This is a genomic window from Mesotoga sp. Brook.08.105.5.1 (assembly GCF_002752635.1).
Lineage (GTDB): Bacteria > Thermotogota > Thermotogae > Petrotogales > Kosmotogaceae > Mesotoga.
Genome location: NZ_AYTW01000002.1, coordinates 1 through 21094 on the forward strand (window position 1 = coordinate 1; position 21094 = coordinate 21094).

A 21094-nucleotide genomic window follows, 5' to 3' on the forward strand; every position below is an offset into this window, starting at 1 on the left:
GAACATTCAGGCCGGTGAAATCAGAGGTCTTGAATGAGCACAAAATGCATAGCGAGTACTTCACGGTATCATCGGAAACGGCAAAGACGATAAATGACGCGAGAGCAGAACGCAGGAGAATTGTCGCTGTGGGTACCACAACAGTTAGAACTCTTGAAAGCATTGCGACACGACACGGGGAACTCGTGGGAGACAGCGGCCAGACGGATATATTCATCTTTCCACCTTACAGATTCCGGATAATCGACTCGCTTGTCACAAACTTCCATCTCCCGAAATCGACTCTCCTTATGCTCGTTGCTGCTTTTGCAGGGAGAGAATTGATTTTCTCTGCTTATAAACAGGCTATCTCTATGAAATACAGATTCTTCTCCTTTGGAGATGCATGTTTTATTATGTGAGCTTCGGGTAGATCATGACAGTCGGCGTTCGTAGCTATCTCTTACTCGCCGAGTTGACCCTGTTCCTCTTCTTCGAGCATCGGTGAGAAGAAATGGATCCACATCATCTTCAATATAATGCCAAACGGAACGGCAACAATCGCGCCAAAAAGCCCGAGCAACTGTCCTGCCACCACAATCATCAAAATGACTATTACTGGATTGATTCTGTTGTAGCCCTTCATGAATACCAGGAAAAGGATGAAGGCCGCCGCGTGAACTATTACTAAAACGACAAGGAGTATCAGGACAAGAACGAGATTCTGTGTGGATACGGCTAGAAGAACGAGGGGCACAATTTCAAGTGGTACTCCCACTATGGGTATGAGATTAGTAAAAGCAGCCCAGAGCCCCATTAGGAGGCTGTATTTCAATCCCATCGACTGAACCACAATGCCGACTACGACCCCCACAATCAATGATATCAGAACTACCGAGATCACGTACCTCTCAAGGTTCTTGTACGTGTCTGAAAGGAAGTTGAGAGCAATATCGCGAATCCTCTTCGGATAGAGTTTTGGAGCGAACTCCTTAACTGTCAGAAAGTAGTAGCTTAGGTAGATCGCGCCCACTATCGTGAAGAAAAGAACGAACCCCGTGGTGGTTACGAAACTGGGTACCTTTTCCAGTATTCCCGGAAGGAATTTCATAAGGCTGTTCTGCACCTGAATGAGAAAATTTCTTACGCTTTCGTAAGTTGCCCTGCGTTTTGCCGGATCGATGTTCTTCGGCATGAAGTATTCCACTACATCTTTCCACAGTTCCTGTGACTGAACTATCATTGCATTCTCCATTACGATGGCAGAAAGCGACTCGGCCACTTCGGGATTCAGATAGTTTGCCACGATGCCATGAATCTCGTCAAATGAAGCTTGCTTATGCTTGCTACTGCTGACAATCACAAGATAGTCACTGCGCTCTTTGAGAGTCTCTTCGAGCAGAGCGAGATCCTGTTCCAACCCCTCCGGGTTTGCAGGTATGGTCCTCATTACGTCAACGAAATAGTTCTTCAGATCTTTAGACAGTAGATCGAGCGAGTCGATCTCTTCATGAGAAAGCTGTGCGAGGAGGTCTTCGTCCGAAAGAAATCTGTCGATGTTCGCATTCACTTCGAAAGAGGTAATTTCAGCCTCCTGAACGGAAGGGAAGAAATCTCTGACAATATTGTAGAATTTCGAGGCCTCCTTTGCGACAGGAGTCGTCAGGAAGACAATCAAAAGAGTTATTCCTGCGAACATAATAGTCAGTCCAATTCCCAAAGAGATTGAACGCTTGATTCTAAAATACTTCTGTGCGAACCTTGCCCAGGGTTCAAGTAAAAGAACAACTGTGAAAGTCGCAAAGAGAATAACGGCAGTTCTTAGTGAAACCGAGAATACCACAAAGCAAATTGCAAGATAGAATAATGTGAATACCGCTGCTTGAAAACGAGGTTTCTTCAGTACTTCACGTCCCACGTCATGCCCCCTTCAAAGGGAGTTTAAAGAGTCTCTCGATTTCCGCCATTTCGCTTGTGATCCCCATTATAACTATCAGTTTGATTCTTGCTTTTATTGAGGACAACTCCTGAGCAAAGATCGCGCCTAAATCGGCCAGACTCTTTCCTCCACCAACATATCCATAAACTCCAAGAACCCTTCCCTTGAAACACCTTGAAGTAATGATAACAGGAAACTCTTTCGCTCTTATTAGGTATTCTACTACGTGATAGACTTCAACGGGTACGTTGCCTCTCCCAAATGTCTCAAGAACCAATCCTCTGAAGCCCAGCTCGGGCAGAATTCTGAGGATCGAGCCGTCATCGCCAGTGAAGGTCTTGACAAGGGCGACTTTCGGTTCAATCTTATCAACGTTAAAAACCGCTCTAAGCAAAGGCTTTCTGAAAAAGATAACTGAATCTTCGTCAACTATTCCAAGCGGGCCATGACCAGGAGAGTCAAAGGTCGCAACGTTACTGGTGTAGGTCTTTGTTACCTCTCTGGCTGCGTGGATTTCGTCGTTCAGGCAGACCATGGTTCCCATTCCAACTGCGAGCGGATTGACAGCAACTCTGACAGATGAGAGCACATTTCTTGGGCCATCGGTTCCCATTTCGTCGATGTTCCTCATTGCTGCTGTGCAAATCACGGGTTTCTCGCTCCTTATTGTTAGATCGAGGAAGTAGGCCGTCTCCTCGAGAGTGTCCGTTCCGTGAGTAATGACTACTCCGCAAACTTCCTCCCTGTCTAAGAGTCCCTGCACCCTCTTTGAGAGGTTCCACATGGTCTCCGGGTTGATATAAGGGCTTGGGATGTTTGAAAACTCATGGTGCTCAACAAGAGCTACTTCTTTAAGCCCCTCGACATTGGCCACGTGTTTGTTTAACCCCTGAGCCGGAATCGAAGCCCTTGTAACAGGGTCGGTTACCATAGCGATAGTGCCGCCTGTAGTAACTAAAACGACTCTCTGCTTCATATTTGCTTTCCTCCTAGTTTTGTCCTAACCAACGATAGTGTCTTGTGCGTTTCGGGTCCCACAATCTCTACCAGTTCTTCTACCGTCTTGGGCCTCTTCATAACTAGCGATCTTGCCCTATCTTTTCCTATTCCGGGCAGATATTCGAGCTCTCTCTCACCAAGCTCATTCAGTTCAGTTCCAACGGGAAGGCCGGTTACAGATCTCATGCCGTGGTCAATAACCACAAAGTCGGTCTTCTCTTTAAAGCTTAGAGGAGTACCGACCAGAATTGGATAAGTACCCAGAGGTCTGCCAAAGTGAACCATTCCATCGCTGTATTCCGGAAGGACGCCTCGTATAACTGCTCCAACAGGGAAGACTGCCCTTAGCATCGAAGTGTCTACTGATTCTCTTATACGTCGCTTGTGATTTTCGAACAATCTATGATCGATTTTCGGCCTCTTCATCTTGGCAATCGCTGTCCCCTGAAAGACCATTACCTGCCTTATATTTATTCTTCGTACAAGTAGCCCCTTGTCTCTTATGCAGACCAGGTTTTCGTAGTCCACTTCGTAACTGTTTCTGCTATGTCCTGGAAGACCATAAAGCAAGTTGATACCCGGAAGCAGTTTCGGGACACCATCAACTCTTGTACCACCTACTTCATTGACCAGATCAATGGCGAACATTATGTCTTCCACGCTTCCTCCGAGGTTATTCCTCTCCCGAACTTCGTTGTCGAAGCTCTCCACGCCGAAAGAAATCGTGTCTCCTGCGGAATTATACCTGACTATCGATTCAAGCACGGATCTCGATTCGACGGGATGGTTGGCAATGAAAATCGGATTTCCGTTGTCAATGTGAAGCACTTCGGGTTCCAGTATGTGTCTGGCTGATTTGAAAAGTTCTTCAATTAAACGTGTATCGAGTTTGTCGCTATTCTTGTGGTAACCGTACGCGATCACGTTTGCACTCCTTCCGAACCTAACTGCCTTTACGCCGAGCCTCCTCAGCGCTTCAAATTCCGAGATAATCCCCTTTAGGTTTCTCCACTCAAAACCTCCGTAGAGAATAGATTCAGTGCAGAAAGAGCAATAGCCGTCACTTCTCTCGCAGCCTGAGGATATGTCGATTTCAGCTATTACATCTGGATAAGAGGGATGAAGTACGATAATATTCGCTCCGGCCTCGTACAGCTTGTTCAGCAGCGAATAACGCGAACCGTCGTAATCTATGCCAAGCAGCTCAGCGAGCTCGAATTCGTCCCTGAAGAGATGATCTGCTCCTAGAAAGCGAGGAGCAAAGGCGGTTGTACCTCCTCTCAGAGTATAGCCAACAGACACTAAGGGACCGCTGACGATTTTCACCGGGTCCTTATTCGCTTCAAGAAGTCTCGATATTTCGGAGCTGGATACCGGGGTTCCTCCTAAGTACCTGCCTGAGGTCGTAACCCCCCCATATACTAGAAGAAAATCGTAGTCGTTTGGTCGGTTCCAATGGTTGCCACTTCTTACCTGATCTATAGTAAGGTAGTCTGTCTCAAATCTCTTAAGCAGAAAGGCGCCGGCCAAAGCTCTGATTCTTGGCGATATGTACGGCGGTACTCCGAAGGCCGCCGGTTCATCGGTGTATCCGTCTATAATGAGAGCCTTCATCAATTACCTCCATGTGCGTGCTATGTGCGTGCTATCCTATTACAGTGTATAATAAAAGCACCGATTAATGGGAGGGAAAGTTTTGCCGTTTGAGAGATATTGTTCGTTCTGTGGAAGACCAGAACCGCAGGTAAAAAAGTTAATATCTGGAACGGAAGGGTACATATGCAATGAATGTGTCGAACTATTTCATGACATAATTCAGCAGGATCAGAAAGCAAGAAAGGCGCCCGGTAAGAAGCTCCCAACTCCTGCAGATATCAAGAAGGAGTTGGATTGCTATGTGATAGGCCAGGAGAACGCGAAGAAGACAATCTCAGTCTCCGTTTACAACCATTACAAGAGAGTCTTCAATGATGTAGATGATGTCGAGATTGAGAAGTCGAACATTATGCTAGTTGGCCCGACTGGCTCGGGGAAAACCCTCATAGCAAGGATCCTTGCACGTATTCTCGATGTGCCGTTTGCGATTGCAGATGCGACACCTCTTACCGAAGCTGGATACGTTGGAGAAGATGTTGAAAACATAGTCCTAAGGCTGCTCCAGTCTTCGAACTATGATGTGGAGAAGGCACAACTCGGGATAATATACATAGACGAGATCGACAAGATAGCAAGAAAATCTCCCAATCCATCGATAACTAGAGATGTTTCTGGAGAGGGAGTACAGCAGGCTCTATTGAAAATCGTCGAAGGGACCGTTGCGAATGTCCCGCCGCAAGGCGGAAGAAAGCATCCTTACCAGGAATTCATAAAAGTAGATACGAGCAACATTCTGTTTATTGTAGGTGGTGCTTTCGACGGTCTAGACAGCATAATTAAGCAAAGGGTTCTAGACTCCTCCATGGGGTTCGGGGCAAAAGTCAAGGGGAAGAATCAACTTAGGCTTGGTGAGGTTCTCCAGCAGGTCGTTCCCGATGACTTGATTCAATACGGCTTGATTCCTGAGTTTGTGGGTAGGTTCCCCGTATTGGCCGCTTTGAATGATCTCGATGTTGAGGATCTGAAGAGGATAATGAGCGAGCCGAGAAACGCTATCATTAAGCAATACCAGAAACTGCTTGGGCTTGATGGTGTCGAGCTGGAATTCTCCGAAGGTGCATTGACTGCGATCGCTGAAAGAGCTATGAAGAGAGGAACTGGCGCCAGAGCTCTTAAGAGCGTGATGGAGCAGGTAATGCTTGATATAATGTATGATATTCCAACAATGAACAACGTGGAGAAGGTTGTCATCAATGAAGACGTAATAGTCCATAACTCTTCTCCGGAGATAACTTCAAGAGAATCTGCCTGATGAAGGTTCTTGCTCTTGAAAGTTCGTGTGATGAAACAGCGGTGGCCATCATTGAAGATGGCCATCTTCTCTCTTCTGTAGTCTCTTCTCAGATAGATGTTCACAGGAAATTCGGCGGGGTTGTGCCGGAAATCGCCGCGAGAAAGCATCTAGAAATAGTTGACAAGATTGTGTCCGCTTCACTCGATGAGGCGAATTTGAGTTTGGAAGAAATAGATGTCTTCGCCTCGACTATGGGTCCCGGGCTTGTGGGATCTCTGCTGGTCGGGTTGTCTTTTGCAAAAGGGATGGCCCTTGCAATGAACAAAAAGTTCATCGGTGTGAATCACTTGTTTGGTCATGTCTATGCGAATTTCCTGGAGTACCCTCAACTGAGACCGCCCTTCATGGTGCTTTTGGTATCGGGAGGTCACACCGAAATTCTCGTGCTTGAAGACTGGAATAGAATTGAGCTTGTAGGAAGGACAAGAGACGATGCCGCAGGTGAGGCCCTTGATAAGATTGCGCGGCTGCTTGGGCTTGGTTATCCGGGCGGTCCTGCAATACAGGAGGCAGCACAGAAAGGAGAAGTCAAATATCACTTTCCAAGGCCGCTTCAAGAGAAGGGTAATTTCGACTTTTCATTCAGTGGCATCAAAACTTCTGTCCTGTACTTCTTGAAGAAGAACCCGTCGGCCTCGGCTTATGATGTCGCGGCATCTGCTCAGGAAGCTATAGTCGATTCGTTGGTTACGAAGACATTCGGCGCGGCCGAAAGTAAGGGTCTGAAAGAAGTCGCCTTTGCCGGTGGGGTTGCATCGAATTCTCTCTTGAGAGAGAGAGCGAATGATCTGTCGGAAGAGTCGAAGATAAGAGCTTTCTTCCCACCGGTTAATCTATGCACGGATAACGCGGCAATGATCGCGATGGTTGCGTATGAAAAAGCTAAGAGGGGATTGTTCTCCCCTCTTTCAACAAACGCAGTGCCTTACCTAAGCTTAGATGTCTTTTAATTATTCTGATTTGCTAGTAGAAGTTGAAGGCTTCTTGCTGCTATCAGCAGTCGGAGACTTCTTTGAATCTGTGCTGTAGTAACCTCCACCCTTAAAAACAACTCCCACGCTGTTCACCAGTTTCTTCAGATTGCCCCCGCATGCTGGGCAAACCGTAAGGGGTTCATCGGACATTTTCTGGAAGGCTTCGGTTTCTTCTCCACAGTCTTCACACTCATATCTGTAAAACGGCATGTCAGTCCCTCCTTCGCATCAAATTCTATTTATCAACTGTATCTATTCTATTCCTCATCTGCCGAAGATGGAATCACACAGATGAATTCGAGATCTCCCTTTCCTGTGTTCTTGAACTGATGCTTCACTCCTGAAGGAACGAAGACGTAGCTCCCGGCAGATGCCTGGACCTCGCCCTGATTCGTAACAACTGTCGCTTCACCCGATACAATGAAGACTTCATGTTCCCACAAATGACTGTGATGAGGACTATGACCTCCTTCTCCAACGGTGAACAACCTCATGACGAAGTTCTCGGCGCCTTTAGCCTTTCCAATCAATACTCTCTTGGAGACCTTCCTTACACTTTCATTGTCGAACAGCTGTGGTTCAACTTCATGCGCTTTGCCTATCAGAATTCGGTCTGACACTTTCGTAGCGCCTCCTCTTTGGATCAGATTTTCTATCGTAAGAGTGTTTTCTCTCGCTGTATTCGACAACAACTTTCCTGTATGGCTCGAATCCTACGGAATAACTCTTGAGCTCTTCATACTGCGAGATAACTTCGTGAACGAGTCTGCGCTCAAAGGCTAACATTGGCTCCATTATGATCTTGTTTCTCTTGGAAAGAGCCGACTTTGCTGTCCTGTGAGCGATTTCTTCAACCAGTCTCTTCCTTTCAAGTCTGTAGTCCCCTATGTCGACAGTTACATTAACTTTGGTAGGAGCCATCCTGTTTGCATAGATATTCATAATATGCTGCAATGCGGCTACTGTCTTTCCGTGTTTTCCAATGAGCCTTGCCACTTCTTCGCCTTCTATTCGAACTCTGTAAGTTCTTCCGACGAGCTTCACTTCGGAAAAAGTCTCTTCGTCAAAGCTTTTGAGTATTCCCTTAAGGAAGTCGTGAAGTTTCCTTTCCCAGTGTTTGTCAAGAAGAGAGACTTCTATTACCGATTCCTTTGATCCGAAAATTCCTAGAAAACCCTTTGAGCCTTTCTCCTTGATAGTAACTTCCATTTCGTCTTCGTAGGCACCGAGATCAGCCTGAGACAGTCTTATCGCCTCTTCAACGGTCTCGGCTCTGTATTCAATTGGTTTCATCTCGAACTAACACCTCCTGAGCTCATCTCTGTCTACTTCGCAGGTTTTTCTGGCAGACTGAGCATCTGCCTCAAAGTCAGCCCCTTTATTCCGTGACGTCTGTAAACAACCCAGCTAATCATTAGCTGTAGCACACTCTGGGTTGTCCAGTAGAGCAACAACCCTGATGGGAACGTTGCAAATAGAATCGGGAAAATGATCTGCATAATTACTCCGGATCTTGCAGATCGCGCATCTTGAGCGGTCAGCAACGAACTATATATTCCCACAACGACCGTGATGATTATGAAGGGAATGTTCATGACAAAGTTGCCAACGGATAGATCCTTCCAGATCAAGAAACCCGGAGAATATGCCATCGCTTCACTGAAGTACCGAATCGCGTTGTAGAGGAGAATCAGCACGGGTAACTGAAGAAGTATCGGGAGACAACCGGAAGCGGGATTGTATCCCTTTTCCTTGTAGAGTGCCATCATTGCTTCCTGCTGCTTTCTCGGGTCCTTGTACTTCTTTTTTATTCTATCAACATCCGGTTGCAGCATCCTCATCATCAGCATTGATTTCGTCTGAATATGATAAAGGGGATAGAGGATGAATCGCGTTACAATAGTGAAGATAATCAGCGCCCATCCGAAGTTCCCAGACCACTGGTAAAGCCAGAAGAGGAAGTAGACTATCCCATGGTAGATCCATGAGAAAATGGTCACCCCGCCAAAGTTTTGGAGATCTTTGACTATCGCTTCGTAGTGTTCTGGAAGGGCCTGCTTAATATGTATTAATCTCATTGGGCCTGCAAAAGATTCCAGAACCCCTCTTCCACTTTCAAGCTCGTATCTTTGGAACTTAAATGTCCCCTGGTTCGACGCTACTGCAAACAGCGTCTTCTGGCCGCTGAACTTGTCATATGTCATATAGTAAGAGGAATCGGGTCCCAACGTTTGATTTTGGTAAGATATGAACGGCAAAGCGACCTCTACTCTCTGGTTGAAATCGAACTGAACTTTGAAATCATAGTAAGGACTGTTGAGAATAATGAAAGACTTACTGCCCTGCTCGTAATTAAATGTCACAACTATGTTTCCGTCGATATCCTCCCTGTATGAAAATGAAGTTGGAAGAAGCTCGTTTCCTTCAGCATCGAATACGTTAAAGCCGTCTTTGCCAAGACTTTCGTTGTAGACATAGAACTCGACTGTTTTGTTATCGGCATAACTCGTAACTCCAAGAGTCAACCCTCTCACTGTGTCGAGAGTAACCTTGAGCGTTTTACCTGAGACTATGAGTGTACTGGTTCCTTCCTGAGTAACGAGTTCTTTGCTCGATACAGTGAGCGTGCAAAGTGTCATGAAGATCAAAGTAAGAAGTATCGCTCTTCTCATTTTCCGTGCCTCCTCAGTAGCGTGAAGTGATCTGGTACTTCATCGAAGCCCCCTGGATTGAAGGGATTGCATCGGAGTATTCTCCATGTTCCGAGAACGAGCCCCTTGAAAGCTCCAAATCTCTCTATAGCTTCATATGTGTATGTTGAACACGTGGGATAAAACCTGCATCTTGGGCGGGTTCTAGGTGAGATCTTTCTTCTGTAGAAATCTATTAGAAACAATAGTATCTTTTTCATCGGACGTTTCTCCAATTTTCTCAGCGATTCGTTTGATAACGAGCATAATGCCAGAGTACCCAACTTCTCTCTCTTTAAACAGGTCAGATAAATCCTTTCTAGCAATGAAAAGTATATCATACCCCGCGGGGAAGACTGATTTATTAGTCCTGTAAACCTCTTTCACCAATCTTCTGAGTCGGTTTCTCACGTGTGCCTTGCCGAATTTCCGTTTTATCGATATTCCAATACGAGAAAAAGGCAGACTATTCTTAACATACAATACAACAAAAAAAGGGTCAACAATTGACTTTCCCTCTTTGAAGACTCTGTCGAAGTCTGCCTTTCTTCTTAGTCTTTCTGTTTTACTAAGGGACTGATCTTTCAGATTCACACAGACAGTCTCTTTCTTCCCTTTCTTCGTCTATTTGCCAGCACTTTTCGGCCGCCAACCGTTCGGGATCTAACAAGAAAACCATGTGTTCTGTTCCTCTTAACTCTTGATGGTTGGTATGTTCTTTTCATTATAAACAACCTCCAGTGAATTCGTCACAGTGAACATTATACGGAGTGCGGCAGGGACTGTCAAGGCGCCGATATGCCGGTGTCTTGCCGGACCGAAAGCAGAGTCACTGAAGGTACTGTTGATCGATAGTATAATAGATTGATGTATGAGTTCCACTTGGACTATACACTAACTTGGAGGAAAATATGCTGCTGTCGCTGGCAGGAAGGGATTTTCTTACATTCAGGGAGTTCTATGTTGAGTTCTCTGAAGGAATGAACGCAATAACCGGTGAATCCGGGGCAGGGAAGACGATCTTTCTTAAGGCGCTCTTGACAGTGTTAGGATTCCCTCCCCAATGGGATAACGTTAATGCCGGAAGTATTGAAGGAAACTTTGTGGTCGACGATTCTTTGAGCTCGAAACTGAGAGAAACGGGAATCGAGATTGAAGAAGACCACCTCCTTGTAACGGTAAGTTTCACAGGGCAACGGACGATTTACAGGATAAACGGGAGGATGGTGCCAAGGCAGATTGTTCAAACTGCCTTCAGCGACAGGGTAGAGGTTCACTCTCAGCACAGCAGTGTTAGTCTTCTGGACGAGTCTAAGCACCACGAGATTCTGGATCATGCGCTGAAAGGCGAAGAGAGCCTTACAAATTACAGAGAGCTATATGGCGAGTTTTTAAAGGTCAAGCGCGAGTTCGAATCGTTCAGTGTAGACCCTGCTCACATAGAGAGAGAGAAGGACTTCTTGAGTTTCCAGATTAGCGAGATAGAAGAGGCTGGACTGCAGCCGGGCGAGGATGAAATCGTAGAGATGAAGTATACAAGATATAGAAACGCACAAGCCCTCTTAGATACGTTTCATGAGCTGCGAGAGCTTCTTAAGGACGGCGATTTGTCTGTTTATAACTCGCTTAACGATGCACTTACTATAGTCGAGAGAATTGAAAGCTTTGGATATGGTGAGTGGCGAGAAAATCTCCAGGTTGCACTAGAAGAGCTCGACTCTCTGTACTCGAAGGTCGAAGAGGAGAGAGGTTCCCTTGACATCGACGATGAAGAGTTTACATCGATTGAGAACAGAATGACCTTAATCCAGGGGCTGAAGAGAAAATACGGTGATTCTGCAGATGCAGTACTCTCTAAGCTCGAGACGTTCAAAGAAGAGTTGAGGTCTCTGCAAGAGCTTGAGGAGAGAAAAGAGAGGCTGAAGAGGCGTGAAGAGGATCTGCTTGACAAATTGAAGAAGACCGGAGAGATTCTCGACCAAAAGAGATTGGCCAGGGCCAGGGAGATAGAAGAGCAAATAAGAGTTCATCTTGAAAGCCTTAGGATGAAAGGTGCAGAACTGAAGTTTCATTTGCGCCAGGAAGAGATACCGAGAAACTACGGTACTTCCAGAGTGACGATGATTGTGAAGACAAATCCCGGAATGGAATTTATGGAGATAGGTAAGGTGGCCTCCGGAGGAGAGCTCTCAAGGTTTTTACTGGCGCTTGAGTCTGCTTTGAGAGAGCAGCTGGATCTTAGAACGATTGTGTTTGACGAGGTTGACTCTGGTGTTGGGCAGAGGCTGGGAGCGGTAGTGGCGGACAAACTGCGAGAGATCTCGCAGGAGATACAGACTATAGTTATAACCCATCTTCCCCAAATCGCTCAGAATGCAGACAAGCACTTTGTCGTCAGAAAAGAGCAGTTCGGTTCCAACACCATTTCGAGTATAGAAGAGCTTCATGGCTGCTCTAAAGAAAGAGAGATCGAGGAAATGAGCGGCCAGATTCCAGATTGAGAAATGAGGTGCGTCTAGTGAATAGAGAAGAGCTAATAAACAGGATAGTTGAAGAAAAGGGAACGGAGGCGATTCCTGCTCTTCTTGACCTTCTGGTCAATGAAGACAGCGAAACTGCGCACATTTGCTTTGATGCGCTCTTGCAGATGGGAGAGGCAGTTGTTCCGCTTCTCATAGAGAAGATGCGAATAACGAATATCGACCCCGTCTCCAGGCTGTACCTTGCGGACCTCGCAGGTGAAATAGGCAACAGGAGAACCGTTACAAACCTTTATGAGATGCTGAAAGATTTCAGTGACGAGAGGTCTCAAGTCGTTATCTACGAGGCTCTTGCGCGCCTGGGTGAAGGAGAGAAGGTAGTGGGTGTTCTCTCTTTGATGCTTAGTGAGAACAATGACTCCGAACTCCGGGACCAAGTCATAATGGCTCTAAGCAGCACTAATTCCTCAATGGCTGTCAAGGCGCTTGCTGAGTTGTATGGGAGAGAGACGACCGACAAGTCTACGAAGGCCTTCATTCTTGAAGCAATTCACTCAATTCTCTCAAGGAGGTATGAATTGAAGAACTATCTCCAAAGCCTTCACAATGGTAGGGAGATCACTGAAAGGCTTTATCAATGGCAAAAAGAGAACTGACAGACTGTTTTGATATCCTCTATTCTTTGGGGGCGGATGTAAGGCTTAATGAGCCTCTGAAGTGGCATACGACGATCAGGGTAGGAGGTCCTGCAAGAGTCTTTGTTCAGCCGTATTCTGTTGAGTCGCTTGCGGAAATCGTGAGCTTTCTGAAATCTGAGGCGATTGAATTCAGAATCATCGGAGGAGGTTCAAATATCATCTGTCCCGCCCGCTTTGAAGGAGTTGTAGTCTCGACCAAGAATCTGAACTTGATGAAGTCCGAAGGAGAGAGGGTCTTCGTTCAGGCCGGGACCAGTGTCAATACTCTAATCTGGCACTGTTTATCTGAGGGGTTGACTGGCCTTGAGTTTCTCACTGGACTGCCCGGTTCTGTTGGGGGGGCGATTCTCATGAACGCGGGTGCCTTCGGTGGTGAACTTGGAAATCGCGTTGCCAGAGTGACTTATCTAGATGAAAGCAACAGGGCAAGAGAAATCGACGGGAAGGCCGCTGGTTTTTCTTACAGAAGCAGTATTTTCAGATCCAGCAAGGAAATCATCCTCGGAGCCGAGTTCGCTCTTAGAAGAGGAGAGAAGCTTGAAATCAGTAGAAGGATGTCTGAGATCCTGGCGAAAAGGCTTGAGAAGCAGCCGCTTCAGTATCCCAGTGCAGGGAGCGTTTTTATGAGACCAAGGCCTGACTTCTATGTAGGTTCCTTCATCGAAAAGTTAGGTTTGAAGGGTTTTAGGGTCGGGGACGCTGAAGTATCGGAAAAGCACGCAGGGTTTATAGTTAATAAAGGAGACGCCAGCCAGGAAGACGTTTTGAGTTTAATTGAAGTGATCAAGCGAAAAGTAAGAGAGGCTGCTGGCGTCGATCTTGGAACAGAGATAGAAATCTGGAAGGAGGTTGGATAATGGTTGACGTAAAAATTGAAGAACCTGAAGATAATTTCACAGGCGGTGGAGGCCCTAAGAAAAGCTTTTTATGGTCCGGGCTTTTTGTGCTGCTGGTTATTGTCGCAATCGTTGCCGTGTATTTCTTGAGCGGGTTTTTCCTGGTTGGGCCCGATCAGGTCGGACTGATCAAGAGATTCGGAAAGTATACAAATACCGTCGGTCCAGGACTTGGATACCATCTGCCATTTCCGTTTGAGAGCGTAGTCGTTGTAGATACTTCGAATTTGAGAAAGCAGGAAATCGGTTTTAGAACCGTTAGAACAGGTACTTACCAGACCCTGGCAAATGAGTCTCTCATGCTCACCGGAGATGGAAACATCGTCTCGGTGGAAATGGTTATCCAGTATTATGTTGGGGATCCGGCAAAACTCGCCTTCAATATCGTGGATGATGGCGACATCGTGAAGTTCACAACAGAGTCGGTGCTTAGGGAGGAAGTTGCTTCCAGCACTATAGACTCAATTCTCACAACCGAGAGAGACACAATCTCAATTCGGACCGCAGAGAGAGTCCAGGCCGAACTTGAGAGGCTCGGTACAGGCATATTGGTGAAAAACGTGTTCCTGCAAGAGGTGGCGCCTCCAAAACAGGTTATCGCCGCATTCGACGATGTGAACAGTGCCAAGCAGGACAAAGAGAAACTCATATATGAGGCCGAGAAATACAAGAACGACCTCATTCCCAAGGCAGAAGGAGAGGCGGCTCAATTGACTAGAGTCGCGGAAGGCTACGCACAGGAGAGGATTCTCAATGCAGAAGGAGAGGCGGATAGATTCCTTGCGATTCTCCAGGAGTACGAAAAGGCTGCGGAGGTTACTCGAACCAGGATGTATCTGGAAACGCTTGCTAAAGTACTTGGAGAGGCCAGTAAGACCGTTGTTCTTGACCAGAGCAGCGTTCTTAAACTCCTTGATCTTGAAGGGAGCGAGAGATAATGAAGTACAAATTCATCATTCCGATTGCTATTGTGGTAATAGTTGCGGCAGTTGTGCTGCCTAGCTTCTTCTTCATACTTGACGAGACTGAACAGGCCGTGGTCCTTCGATTTGGCGAAATACGCGAGTCAATTACTGAGGCCGGTCTTTACACCAAGACTCCGTTCATCGACTCTGTAAGGAAGTTCGACAAGCGAATTCAGATCTACGATGTTGATGCTGAGAGGATCTACTCTAGGGATAAAAAGACGATTCTTACAGACACCTTCGCGCTATGGAGGATAGTAGATCCCAGGAGTTTCGTAGAGACAATGAAGTCAGAACAGATCGCACTCACACGGATAGACGACATTGTGTACTCTCACGTAAGAAATACTTTTGGGAAACTTGATTACGATGACATCATCTCCGGCCAAAGAACAGATGTTCTCGACGAGATAACCAAACTTGCCGCAAATGACATGAAGGACTTTGGGATCGAGATAATATCTGTACGTGTTAAGAGGGCCGACTTGCCCGACGAAAACAGAAATGCTGTCTTCGAAAGAATGAAGTCCGAGAGAATGCAGGAAGCTTCATTGATTAGAGCCGAAGGGAATAGAGAGGCTCAGAAGCTTAGGGCGGAGGCCGACAAAGAAGCGCAGATAATGATGGCGACTGCACAGAAGGAAGCAGATATCATAATTGGGATGGGAGACGCTCAAGCTCTCACCATTTATGCAGATGCATACAACAGAGATCCGGATTTCTACGAGTTCATGAAGAGGCTGGAAGTCTACGAAGAGACACTTGCCGATGCCAATTACATTCTCGGACCTGCTATGGATTTCATAGATAAGTTTTCAAGAGGAGAGTAATGGATTGTACGAAATCACTTCTCGAAACCGGAAGCAGTGAGATAAACATCAAGAAGTCAAAGTTCATCGGCTTCAGTAAGAGGTGTGAGAACGAGGATGAAGCAAAGTCACTAATAAAGGCTGTCTTACAGGATCACGCAGGTGCCGACCACTGTTGCTGGGCGTATCGTATTTCGCTTCCAGGAAGGGAAGTGGCTAATTACTCCGACGGTGGAGAGCCTCACGGTTCTGCAGGGCAGCCAATACTTGGATCGATCTTTCGACTCGAGTTGACCGATGTTGCAGTGGCAGTCATAAGGTACTTCGGAGGAGTTAAGCTGGGAATACGAGGACTGATAGACGCCTATGGTGAAACGGCCCTGAAGGCCTTGAGGGCAGGAAAGCCAGCTCTGTTTTGCCCGGGTGTTGAGCTAGCTGCCGAGATGAGCTACAGTCATTGGAACGACTTCAGCAGATTGTTCGTGGAAGGAAGAGACTTCTCCGTTCGAAATGTAGACTACTCTGATAGAGTTATTTCAACGCTTGCGGTCAGAAAAGAGAATATCGATAGGGTCAGCTACTTCTTCAAAGAGAGAAGGATTCACTTCGAGATGGGAGAAGAGTTGAGTTTTGTGAGCCCGGTGGAATGATTCTACCGGGCGTATTCTGTCACATAATAATCCATGATCTTTCTTGAGATTTGTGAAGCCAGACCCGATCCGTAGCCGCCTTCGTGAACGAACACCGTAACAACTATCTCCGGTTCATGGAGAGGCATGAAACCTGTAAACCAGGAGTGAGTCGGTTTCGAACCTCCTTGTTCCGCAGTACCGGTCTTTCCGGCGGCCGTCTCTTCAAAACCTCTGAATGCAGAGTATGCGGTTCCCGCATCGGCGGCACTTCCACCCTTGCTTATGACATCTCCCATTGCATTGATGAGAAGATCCCAATCGCTGTCTTTCAGATTGATTGCTTCTCTGCTACTCTCTTTCTTTGAACCGATAAAGGGAATGATCTCGATCCCTCTAGTTGCGATTTCGTTTGTCAACTTTGCCAGCTGCAGCGGAGTGATGCTGAGATAACCCTGGCCTATTGATATCTGAATCGTGTCGCCAGGGAACCAGCTTTCCTCAAGCCTCTCACGTTTCCAGGTGGGGGAGGGCATCAAGCCGACTGACTCCTCGGGAAGATCGATTCCGGTAGGTTTAAAGACCTCCCACAGTTCTGCGTATCTGTTGATCGTGTTGATTCCCAGTTCTAGACCGAGCTGATAGAAATAAACGTTGCACGATACTGTTATAGCTTTGGCAAGATCGGTCTTTCCATGGCCGTAAAGGTTCCAATCTCTGTATACTCCCTGAACCACGCCTCGACTGTCTTTGTACTGAAAAATCCCTCCACAGTCGATCTCCTTTGTGCTGTCTTTCCCTTCTGCCAGAGCCACCATGGCAATGAACGGTTTGATCACAGAGCCTGGTGAGAAGGGGCTCAAAGCTCTATTTACCAGAGGTCTCGAAGGATCGAGATTAAGGCGGTCCCAATCCCTGTTTGAAATCCCCGTTGTGAAAAACATGCTTTCAAAGCTTGGCACTGAAACGAGAGCGAGAACCTCTCCGTCGGTCTTCATTACAGCGGCTGCGCCGGTCTTTCCGGTTTCGTTTATGAGGTTATAGATATATTCACTCATTTTAGAATCTATTGTGATCTTCAGATCATCTCCCGGCAAAGGGGGTATTTCACCTTCGAGGCTAATCTGTCTTCCTAAAGCATCGACACGAATGAGCTGTTCACCGGGAGTTCCTCTGAGGAGTTCGTTGTATTGCTTCTCTATTCCCATAACCGGTTCCCCATCAGACTTTATGTAACCCACTACGTGAGAGATTCCAGGATTATCCTGGTAGTGCCTTATGATCCTTTCCGAGACTTCCAACTCGGGAAAGTCATTCAGTCTCTCTGCGACCGAAGCTGGTAGGACTGTCTCAACGCTGCCATAAACCTCGAGACGCCGAATCAGCTTTTCCATTTTCTCTCTGTTTTCTGAAGCGTCAACCATCATCCTCTTCAGGTCTTCAGGAAGAAAGACGACTTTCTTCGTAATCCTGTAATAAGGTGCGTCCCAAGCAAGAGGGATTCCGTTGCGATCAATAATCATGCCTCTGGGAGGAAGGATGGAAATGGATCTACGGCTTATACTCTCTACCTGTTTCGCATACTTCTCTTGGTTGACTATCTGGTAATCGTAGAGCTTAAATACAAACAATCCCATCACTATAAGGAAAAGCACGAAGAAGAGGTCAAACCTCTTGGCACTCTTAGTCTTCAATGCTCAACCTCCTCAGGATGCAGAATGTTGCCAGAAAAGGAACCAGGACACCAAAGCTCGTACCCGAAAAAAACACTCCAGCAAGACCAATAGCTGCCGATGTAAGCGCTCCGAAACTGAGCGTCCGATATCTCCCGTGAATCGCCAACGCCGATAATGTAACGATCAATGAGAGCACTATAACCATGCTGATTCCAGACAGAGCCATCCCCACTATCCATGAAATGACCAGCGCAAGAGAGAGAACAAAAGCGATGTTTCTGGTTGGAAGGAAGACGAGCAATGTCAAATATGCAGGATATAGAGGTATTAGATCTCCAAATCCGAGATCAAAGTACAGAGCAGGGACTATCAGTAATAACCAGGTCATTCCTGCCACTCCAGATAGACGAAGTAATCACCAAAAACATTTGGAGTATTTACAAGATAGTCGCTTCCGTGGAGTCCGGCGATTTCGCCAATTAGATCAATCTTCATGTTCTTGTAGTACCCATAACCCTGGACCGTCGAAGCGATTCTTACTTGATCACCGCTCTCCAGATAATAGGGGTCGAAAGTAGAGAAGTACAGCTTACCTCCACTCGAGTAGACAGCTCCTTCAACTGTTCTGTTATCCCTCTGTACTACGGCGGAAATCCTCACACCAGGAGCCGTTAATGGTGAGACCATAACATATCCGTCATGCGAGCTCTTCACCACACCATAGATGGTCGAAGAAAAGACCGAAACAACAGGAACTCCCTGAGCCGCGCTTCTATCAGTAGTCATGATGGCGGTGTTGTTTCGCTCAAAGCTGAAGAATGCGACTCTCATTGGCAGAGGATAAGGAAACCTGCTGCTGAAAGATTCAGCATACCTGTTCAGGTCTCTGATGACTCGATCGATACTCCTGAGTTGAAATACCGATCTGAAGAAGTTCTCTATGTCTACTCTAATATTTATCAGCGGCATGGCAAGGGTTTCAAGCAAATCACTCATCTTTCTGTTCACTCCAGATACTTCTGAAAGTGTCAGAAGGATGAGAAAGATCATAAGAATCACTACTGCCGCCTCGGCGAACTTCACCTGCGAAGCTCCTCCTATCTAAGGTTGCCTTTTTCGAGTCGTTCAAGAATGGGGACTCTCTCAAGAACCTGACCGGCGCCTCTGGCTACACAGGTTAGGGGGTCTTCGGCAACAACAACCGTGATTCCAGTCTCACCCTGTATTAGTTCCTTCATGCCATTGAGGAGCGACCCTCCGCCCGCAATGACTATACCGCTCTGAACAATATCCGAGATGAGTTCTGGAGGCGTGTTTTCAACAGTGAGTTTAACCGCCTCGACGATTCTCGCCACCGGTTCTACAATGGCTTCGCGTACTTCTGCGCCTGAAACGGAGATCTTTCTCGGCAATCCGGAATTGAGATCGAGACCTACGATTTCCGAATAAGAGCTATCGGCCTCTTCTGCCTCAACAACATTACCAACCTCCATCTTTATTCTCTCGGCAGTCTTTTCGCCAATCAAGAGCCGGTATTTCTCCTTGATATACTGGACAATATACTCATCCATCTCATCTCCGGCAACCCTTATAGACTGGCTCAAAACGATACTCCCAAGAGATATTACGGCGATTTCGGTTGTGCCGCCGCCGATATCGACAATCATATTTCCTGTCGGCTCTTCAACATTCAACCCGGCGCCTATTGAACTTGCCATCGGCTCTTCAATGAGAAAGACCTTCTTGGCTCCCGCTTCAATACCGGCATCGACGATCGCCTTTCTTTCGACTTCGGTCGCACCCGAAGGAACTCCGACAACTATTCTGGGTTTGACGAAGCGCCGTCTGCCAGTTGCTCTGCCCATGAAATACTTCAACATTGCGAGAGCGATATCATAATCGGCAATAACTCCGTCTTTCAACGGGCGGGTCGCCACAATGCTTGCAGGTGTCTTTCCCACCATTCTCTTTGCCTCCAGGCCTACCTGAAGGATCTTGCCTGAATTCACGTCAATAGCAACAACCGAAGGTTCATTTGTTACCACACCCTGTCCCTTCACATAAACCAGGGTGTTGGCAGTTCCCAAATCAATACCCATGTCTTGCCTTAAGAACATTCGAAGGCCTCCTGTCGGGGAAAGTCTTTACTCTTAATTCTACCATCAGGATGCGACCCAATGACGAAGAGTGCAGAAAACAGGCAATTTCGTTTATTGAGCCCTCAGATAAGGCATTCCGCAAGTTTGACTATGCTTTAATCAAAGTGATAGAATCCATTTGGCCTAATTAGAAAAGTAATTGTGACAAAAGCTTTGAAGTCTCTATAAGCTTTGAATAGTGTGAATTAATCATTGTAGTGTTCCAGATCGGTGAGATAATTGTGATGATAACGCGGAGGTGAAGGAATGGAAGATAGAGAGTTGAGGACTTTGAATCATCTAATGTACATGGAATACTATACGGGAGGGAATGCAGGTCTTTTCATGAAAATGAAGCGACTTGTATATTCTTACCAGAGTCCCTTTCAGAGAATAGATATCTTCGAACACCCTGAGTTTGGCATGGTCCTGGTTTTGGACGGGATAACAATGTTCACTGAAGCCGATGAATTCATGTACCATGAGATGCTGGTTCACGTACCTCTCTTCACGCATCCCGATCCGAAAAGAGTGTTGATCATTGGAGGCGGCGATGGGGGAAGTCTGAGGGAGGTTCTGAAGCATCCTTCCGTTGAGGAGGCAATTCTCTGCGAGGTCGATCCCTATGTAATTGACGCGGCGAAACTCTATCTCAAGGAGATGTCGGTCGAACTTGACAATCCCAAGGCATCAATAATAAACGAAAACGGAGCCGACTTCGTGAGAAGGAACAAGGACTACTTCGACGTAATAATAGTTGATTCAACCGATCCCACGGCCGGCGAGGGTGGCCATCTTTTCACAAAGGAATTCTACGCTAATTGTTACAAAGCCCTTAGAAAGGATGGAGTCTTCTGTGCAGAGACCGAGGATCCCTTCTACGACAAGGGATGGGTGGCGATAGCCTACAACAGAATCTCTTCAGTCTTCCCGATTTCGAAGATGTATACGAGTTTCATGACCACTTATCCTTCAGGGATGTGGACATATACTATTGGATCTAAGGAAGCGGATCCGAGAGAAGATTTCGACGAAGAGAGAGTGCTTGATTTCGGAGCACCTTTGAGATACTACAATACGGAGATTCACAGGGCTTCGTTTGCTCTTCCGACGTTTCTTAAAGAGCTGACCGGTCAATTTTAAGTGTTAACTCGTTAAGGCCTTGGTGATAGACTAAACCAGATTATTTATAGACGAGATGGCTCGTCCAGCCTTTTTGCTGGATATGTTTTCATTCTTTTCTGTTCAATTCAACTTGCTTAACCTACGCCG

24 protein-coding genes are annotated in these 21094 nt (G+C 46.6%); 10 read left to right on the forward strand and 14 right to left on the reverse strand.

Translation table 11 applies throughout. From position 1 onward, the window contains the following. Positions 1-401 (forward strand): S-adenosylmethionine:tRNA ribosyltransferase-isomerase (locus tag V512_RS00545; protein ID WP_165775311.1); only part of this gene is annotated, 401 nt, incomplete at its 5' end. A 41-nt stretch (positions 402-442) separates the two neighbouring features. On the opposite strand, the gene V512_RS00550 is transcribed toward V512_RS00545, so the two are convergent. From V512_RS00550 to V512_RS00560, 3 genes are read right to left on the reverse strand one after another with little or no spacing between them, the layout of a single operon-like run. Beyond that, positions 443-1897 carry an AI-2E family transporter gene (locus V512_RS00550; RefSeq protein ID WP_099828518.1) on the reverse strand — a complete coding sequence of 485 codons (1455 nt, stop codon included), beginning with the start codon at positions 1895-1897 and terminating at the stop codon, positions 443-445. A gap of 1 nt (position 1898) precedes the next feature. Continuing rightward, positions 1899-2894 carry an asparaginase gene (locus V512_RS00555; protein ID WP_099828519.1) on the reverse strand — a complete coding sequence of 332 codons (996 nt, stop codon included), beginning with the start codon at positions 2892-2894 and terminating at the stop codon, positions 1899-1901. After that, positions 2891-4531, reverse strand: coding sequence for a radical SAM protein (locus V512_RS00560; protein WP_099828520.1), 1641 nt, complete (start codon positions 4529-4531; stop codon positions 2891-2893). Before V512_RS00560 ends, V512_RS00555 begins: the two co-directional genes overlap by 4 nt. Positions 4532-4598: 67 nt before the next feature. Between V512_RS00560 and clpX the strand changes: the two genes are divergently transcribed. After that, entirely contained in the window at positions 4599-5825 is a 1227-nt protein-coding gene (clpX, locus tag V512_RS00565) for an ATP-dependent Clp protease ATP-binding subunit ClpX (RefSeq protein ID WP_165775312.1), read from the forward strand. Next, positions 5825-6817 carry a tRNA (adenosine(37)-N6)-threonylcarbamoyltransferase complex transferase subunit TsaD gene (gene tsaD / locus V512_RS00570; protein WP_099828522.1) on the forward strand — a complete coding sequence of 331 codons (993 nt, stop codon included), beginning with the start codon at positions 5825-5827 and terminating at the stop codon, positions 6815-6817. Before clpX ends, tsaD begins: the two co-directional genes overlap by 1 nt. Here tsaD and V512_RS00575 read toward each other — a convergent pair whose 3' ends face one another. The 7 genes from V512_RS00575 to rpmH are packed head-to-tail and all read right to left on the reverse strand — an operon-like array spanning position 6818 to position 10256. Further along, positions 6818-7051, reverse strand: a complete 234-nt coding sequence (locus tag V512_RS00575; protein ID WP_099828523.1) for an FmdB family zinc ribbon protein — start codon at positions 7049-7051, stop codon at positions 6818-6820. A gap of 47 nt (positions 7052-7098) precedes the next feature. Beyond that, the gene (locus tag V512_RS00580) at positions 7099-7461 is read right to left on the reverse strand and encodes a cupin domain-containing protein (protein ID WP_099828524.1); all 363 of its coding nucleotides are present in this window, start codon (positions 7459-7461) and stop codon (positions 7099-7101) included. Next, a complete protein-coding gene (gene jag / locus V512_RS00585) occupies positions 7427-8134 on the reverse strand; it encodes an RNA-binding cell elongation regulator Jag/EloR (RefSeq protein WP_099828525.1) in 708 nt (235 codons plus the stop codon). Before jag ends, V512_RS00580 begins: the two co-directional genes overlap by 35 nt. A 32-nt stretch (positions 8135-8166) precedes the next feature. Further along, the gene (locus V512_RS00590) at positions 8167-9513 is read right to left on the reverse strand and encodes a YidC/Oxa1 family membrane protein insertase (protein WP_099828526.1); all 1347 of its coding nucleotides are present in this window, start codon (positions 9511-9513) and stop codon (positions 8167-8169) included. Continuing rightward, positions 9510-9752 carry a membrane protein insertion efficiency factor YidD gene (gene yidD / locus V512_RS00595; RefSeq protein WP_099828527.1) on the reverse strand — a complete coding sequence of 81 codons (243 nt, stop codon included), beginning with the start codon at positions 9750-9752 and terminating at the stop codon, positions 9510-9512. Before yidD ends, V512_RS00590 begins: the two co-directional genes overlap by 4 nt. Then, positions 9697-10125 (reverse strand): ribonuclease P protein component, encoded by a 429-nt coding sequence (rnpA, locus tag V512_RS00600; RefSeq protein ID WP_099828528.1) that lies wholly within the window; start codon positions 10123-10125, stop codon positions 9697-9699. The genes yidD and rnpA overlap by 56 nt, the downstream gene beginning before the upstream one ends. Further along, complete coding sequence (rpmH, locus tag V512_RS00605) at positions 10122-10256, reverse strand: 50S ribosomal protein L34 (protein ID WP_099828529.1); 135 nt, start codon at positions 10254-10256, stop codon at positions 10122-10124. Before rpmH ends, rnpA begins: the two co-directional genes overlap by 4 nt. A gap of 186 nt (positions 10257-10442) precedes the next feature. Between rpmH and V512_RS00610 the strand changes: the two genes are divergently transcribed. Genes V512_RS00610 through V512_RS00635 form a run of 6 tightly spaced genes read left to right on the forward strand, consistent with a single transcriptional unit; the run spans position 10443 to position 16029 of the window. Then, entirely contained in the window at positions 10443-12032 is a 1590-nt protein-coding gene (locus tag V512_RS00610; protein WP_099828530.1) for an AAA family ATPase, read from the forward strand. A 17-nt stretch (positions 12033-12049) separates the two neighbouring features. After that, positions 12050-12667, forward strand: a complete 618-nt coding sequence (locus V512_RS00615) for a HEAT repeat domain-containing protein (RefSeq protein ID WP_099828531.1) — start codon at positions 12050-12052, stop codon at positions 12665-12667. After that, positions 12649-13566, forward strand: a complete 918-nt coding sequence (gene murB / locus V512_RS00620) for a UDP-N-acetylmuramate dehydrogenase (protein ID WP_099828532.1) — start codon at positions 12649-12651, stop codon at positions 13564-13566. Before V512_RS00615 ends, murB begins: the two co-directional genes overlap by 19 nt. Continuing rightward, the gene (hflK, locus tag V512_RS00625; protein ID WP_099828533.1) at positions 13566-14543 is read left to right on the forward strand and encodes an FtsH protease activity modulator HflK; all 978 of its coding nucleotides are present in this window, start codon (positions 13566-13568) and stop codon (positions 14541-14543) included. The genes murB and hflK overlap by 1 nt, the downstream gene beginning before the upstream one ends. Continuing rightward, the gene (locus V512_RS00630; protein ID WP_099828534.1) at positions 14543-15400 is read left to right on the forward strand and encodes a protease modulator HflC; all 858 of its coding nucleotides are present in this window, start codon (positions 14543-14545) and stop codon (positions 15398-15400) included. The genes hflK and V512_RS00630 overlap by 1 nt, the downstream gene beginning before the upstream one ends. After that, positions 15400-16029, forward strand: a complete 630-nt coding sequence (locus V512_RS00635) for a YigZ family protein (protein WP_099828535.1) — start codon at positions 15400-15402, stop codon at positions 16027-16029. Before V512_RS00630 ends, V512_RS00635 begins: the two co-directional genes overlap by 1 nt. Before the next feature lie 2 nt (positions 16030-16031). Here V512_RS00635 and V512_RS00640 read toward each other — a convergent pair whose 3' ends face one another. Genes V512_RS00640 through V512_RS00655 form a run of 4 tightly spaced genes read right to left on the reverse strand, consistent with a single transcriptional unit; the run spans position 16032 to position 19801 of the window. Further along, the gene (locus tag V512_RS00640; RefSeq protein ID WP_243392176.1) at positions 16032-17702 is read right to left on the reverse strand and encodes a penicillin-binding transpeptidase domain-containing protein; all 1671 of its coding nucleotides are present in this window, start codon (positions 17700-17702) and stop codon (positions 16032-16034) included. Beyond that, on the reverse strand, positions 17692-18072 hold the full coding sequence (locus tag V512_RS00645) for a hypothetical protein (RefSeq protein WP_099828536.1): 381 nt from the start codon (positions 18070-18072) through the stop codon (positions 17692-17694). The genes V512_RS00640 and V512_RS00645 overlap by 11 nt, the downstream gene beginning before the upstream one ends. After that, positions 18069-18767 (reverse strand): hypothetical protein, encoded by a 699-nt coding sequence (locus V512_RS00650; protein ID WP_099828537.1) that lies wholly within the window; start codon positions 18765-18767, stop codon positions 18069-18071. Before V512_RS00650 ends, V512_RS00645 begins: the two co-directional genes overlap by 4 nt. A gap of 14 nt (positions 18768-18781) precedes the next feature. Next, positions 18782-19801 (reverse strand): rod shape-determining protein, encoded by a 1020-nt coding sequence (locus V512_RS00655; protein WP_099828538.1) that lies wholly within the window; start codon positions 19799-19801, stop codon positions 18782-18784. 288 nt (positions 19802-20089) lie between these two features. Here V512_RS00655 and speE point away from each other — a divergent pair, with 288 nt between their 5' ends. Beyond that, a complete protein-coding gene (gene speE, locus V512_RS00660) occupies positions 20090-20965 on the forward strand; it encodes a polyamine aminopropyltransferase (protein WP_099828539.1) in 876 nt (291 codons plus the stop codon). Positions 20966-21094 lie beyond the last annotated feature (129 nt).

Excerpts from the sequence above, each read along its gene's own strand:
- V512_RS00555 (WP_099828519.1), bottom strand. The coding sequence starts at position 2,894 with ATGAAGCAGAGAGTCGTTTTAGTTACTACAGGCGGCACTATCGCTATG.
- V512_RS00645 (WP_099828536.1), bottom strand. The coding sequence starts at position 18,072 with ATGACCTGGTTATTACTGATAGTCCCTGCTCTGTACTTTGATCTCGGA.
- hflK (WP_099828533.1), top strand. The coding sequence starts at position 13,566 with ATGGTTGACGTAAAAATTGAAGAACCTGAAGATAATTTCACAGGCGGT.
- V512_RS00655 (WP_099828538.1), bottom strand. The coding sequence starts at position 19,801 with ATGTTCTTAAGGCAAGACATGGGTATTGATTTGGGAACTGCCAACACC.
- V512_RS00630 (WP_099828534.1), top strand. The coding sequence starts at position 14,543 with ATGAAGTACAAATTCATCATTCCGATTGCTATTGTGGTAATAGTTGCG.
- V512_RS00610 (WP_099828530.1), top strand. The coding sequence starts at position 10,443 with ATGCTGCTGTCGCTGGCAGGAAGGGATTTTCTTACATTCAGGGAGTTC.
- rpmH (WP_099828529.1), bottom strand. The coding sequence starts at position 10,256 with ATGAAAAGAACATACCAACCATCAAGAGTTAAGAGGAACAGAACACAT.
- speE (WP_099828539.1), top strand. The coding sequence starts at position 20,090 with ATGGAAGATAGAGAGTTGAGGACTTTGAATCATCTAATGTACATGGAA.
- murB (WP_099828532.1), top strand. The coding sequence starts at position 12,649 with ATGGCAAAAAGAGAACTGACAGACTGTTTTGATATCCTCTATTCTTTG.
- V512_RS00575 (WP_099828523.1), bottom strand. The coding sequence starts at position 7,051 with ATGCCGTTTTACAGATATGAGTGTGAAGACTGTGGAGAAGAAACCGAA.
- V512_RS00560 (WP_099828520.1), bottom strand. The coding sequence starts at position 4,531 with ATGAAGGCTCTCATTATAGACGGATACACCGATGAACCGGCGGCCTTC.
- V512_RS00590 (WP_099828526.1), bottom strand. The coding sequence starts at position 9,513 with ATGAGAAGAGCGATACTTCTTACTTTGATCTTCATGACACTTTGCACG.
- tsaD (WP_099828522.1), top strand. The coding sequence starts at position 5,825 with ATGAAGGTTCTTGCTCTTGAAAGTTCGTGTGATGAAACAGCGGTGGCC.
- jag (WP_099828525.1), bottom strand. The coding sequence starts at position 8,134 with ATGAAACCAATTGAATACAGAGCCGAGACCGTTGAAGAGGCGATAAGA.
- yidD (WP_099828527.1), bottom strand. The coding sequence starts at position 9,752 with ATGAAAAAGATACTATTGTTTCTAATAGATTTCTACAGAAGAAAGATC.
- clpX (WP_165775312.1), top strand. The coding sequence starts at position 4,599 with ATGGGAGGGAAAGTTTTGCCGTTTGAGAGATATTGTTCGTTCTGTGGA.
- V512_RS00635 (WP_099828535.1), top strand. The coding sequence starts at position 15,400 with ATGGATTGTACGAAATCACTTCTCGAAACCGGAAGCAGTGAGATAAAC.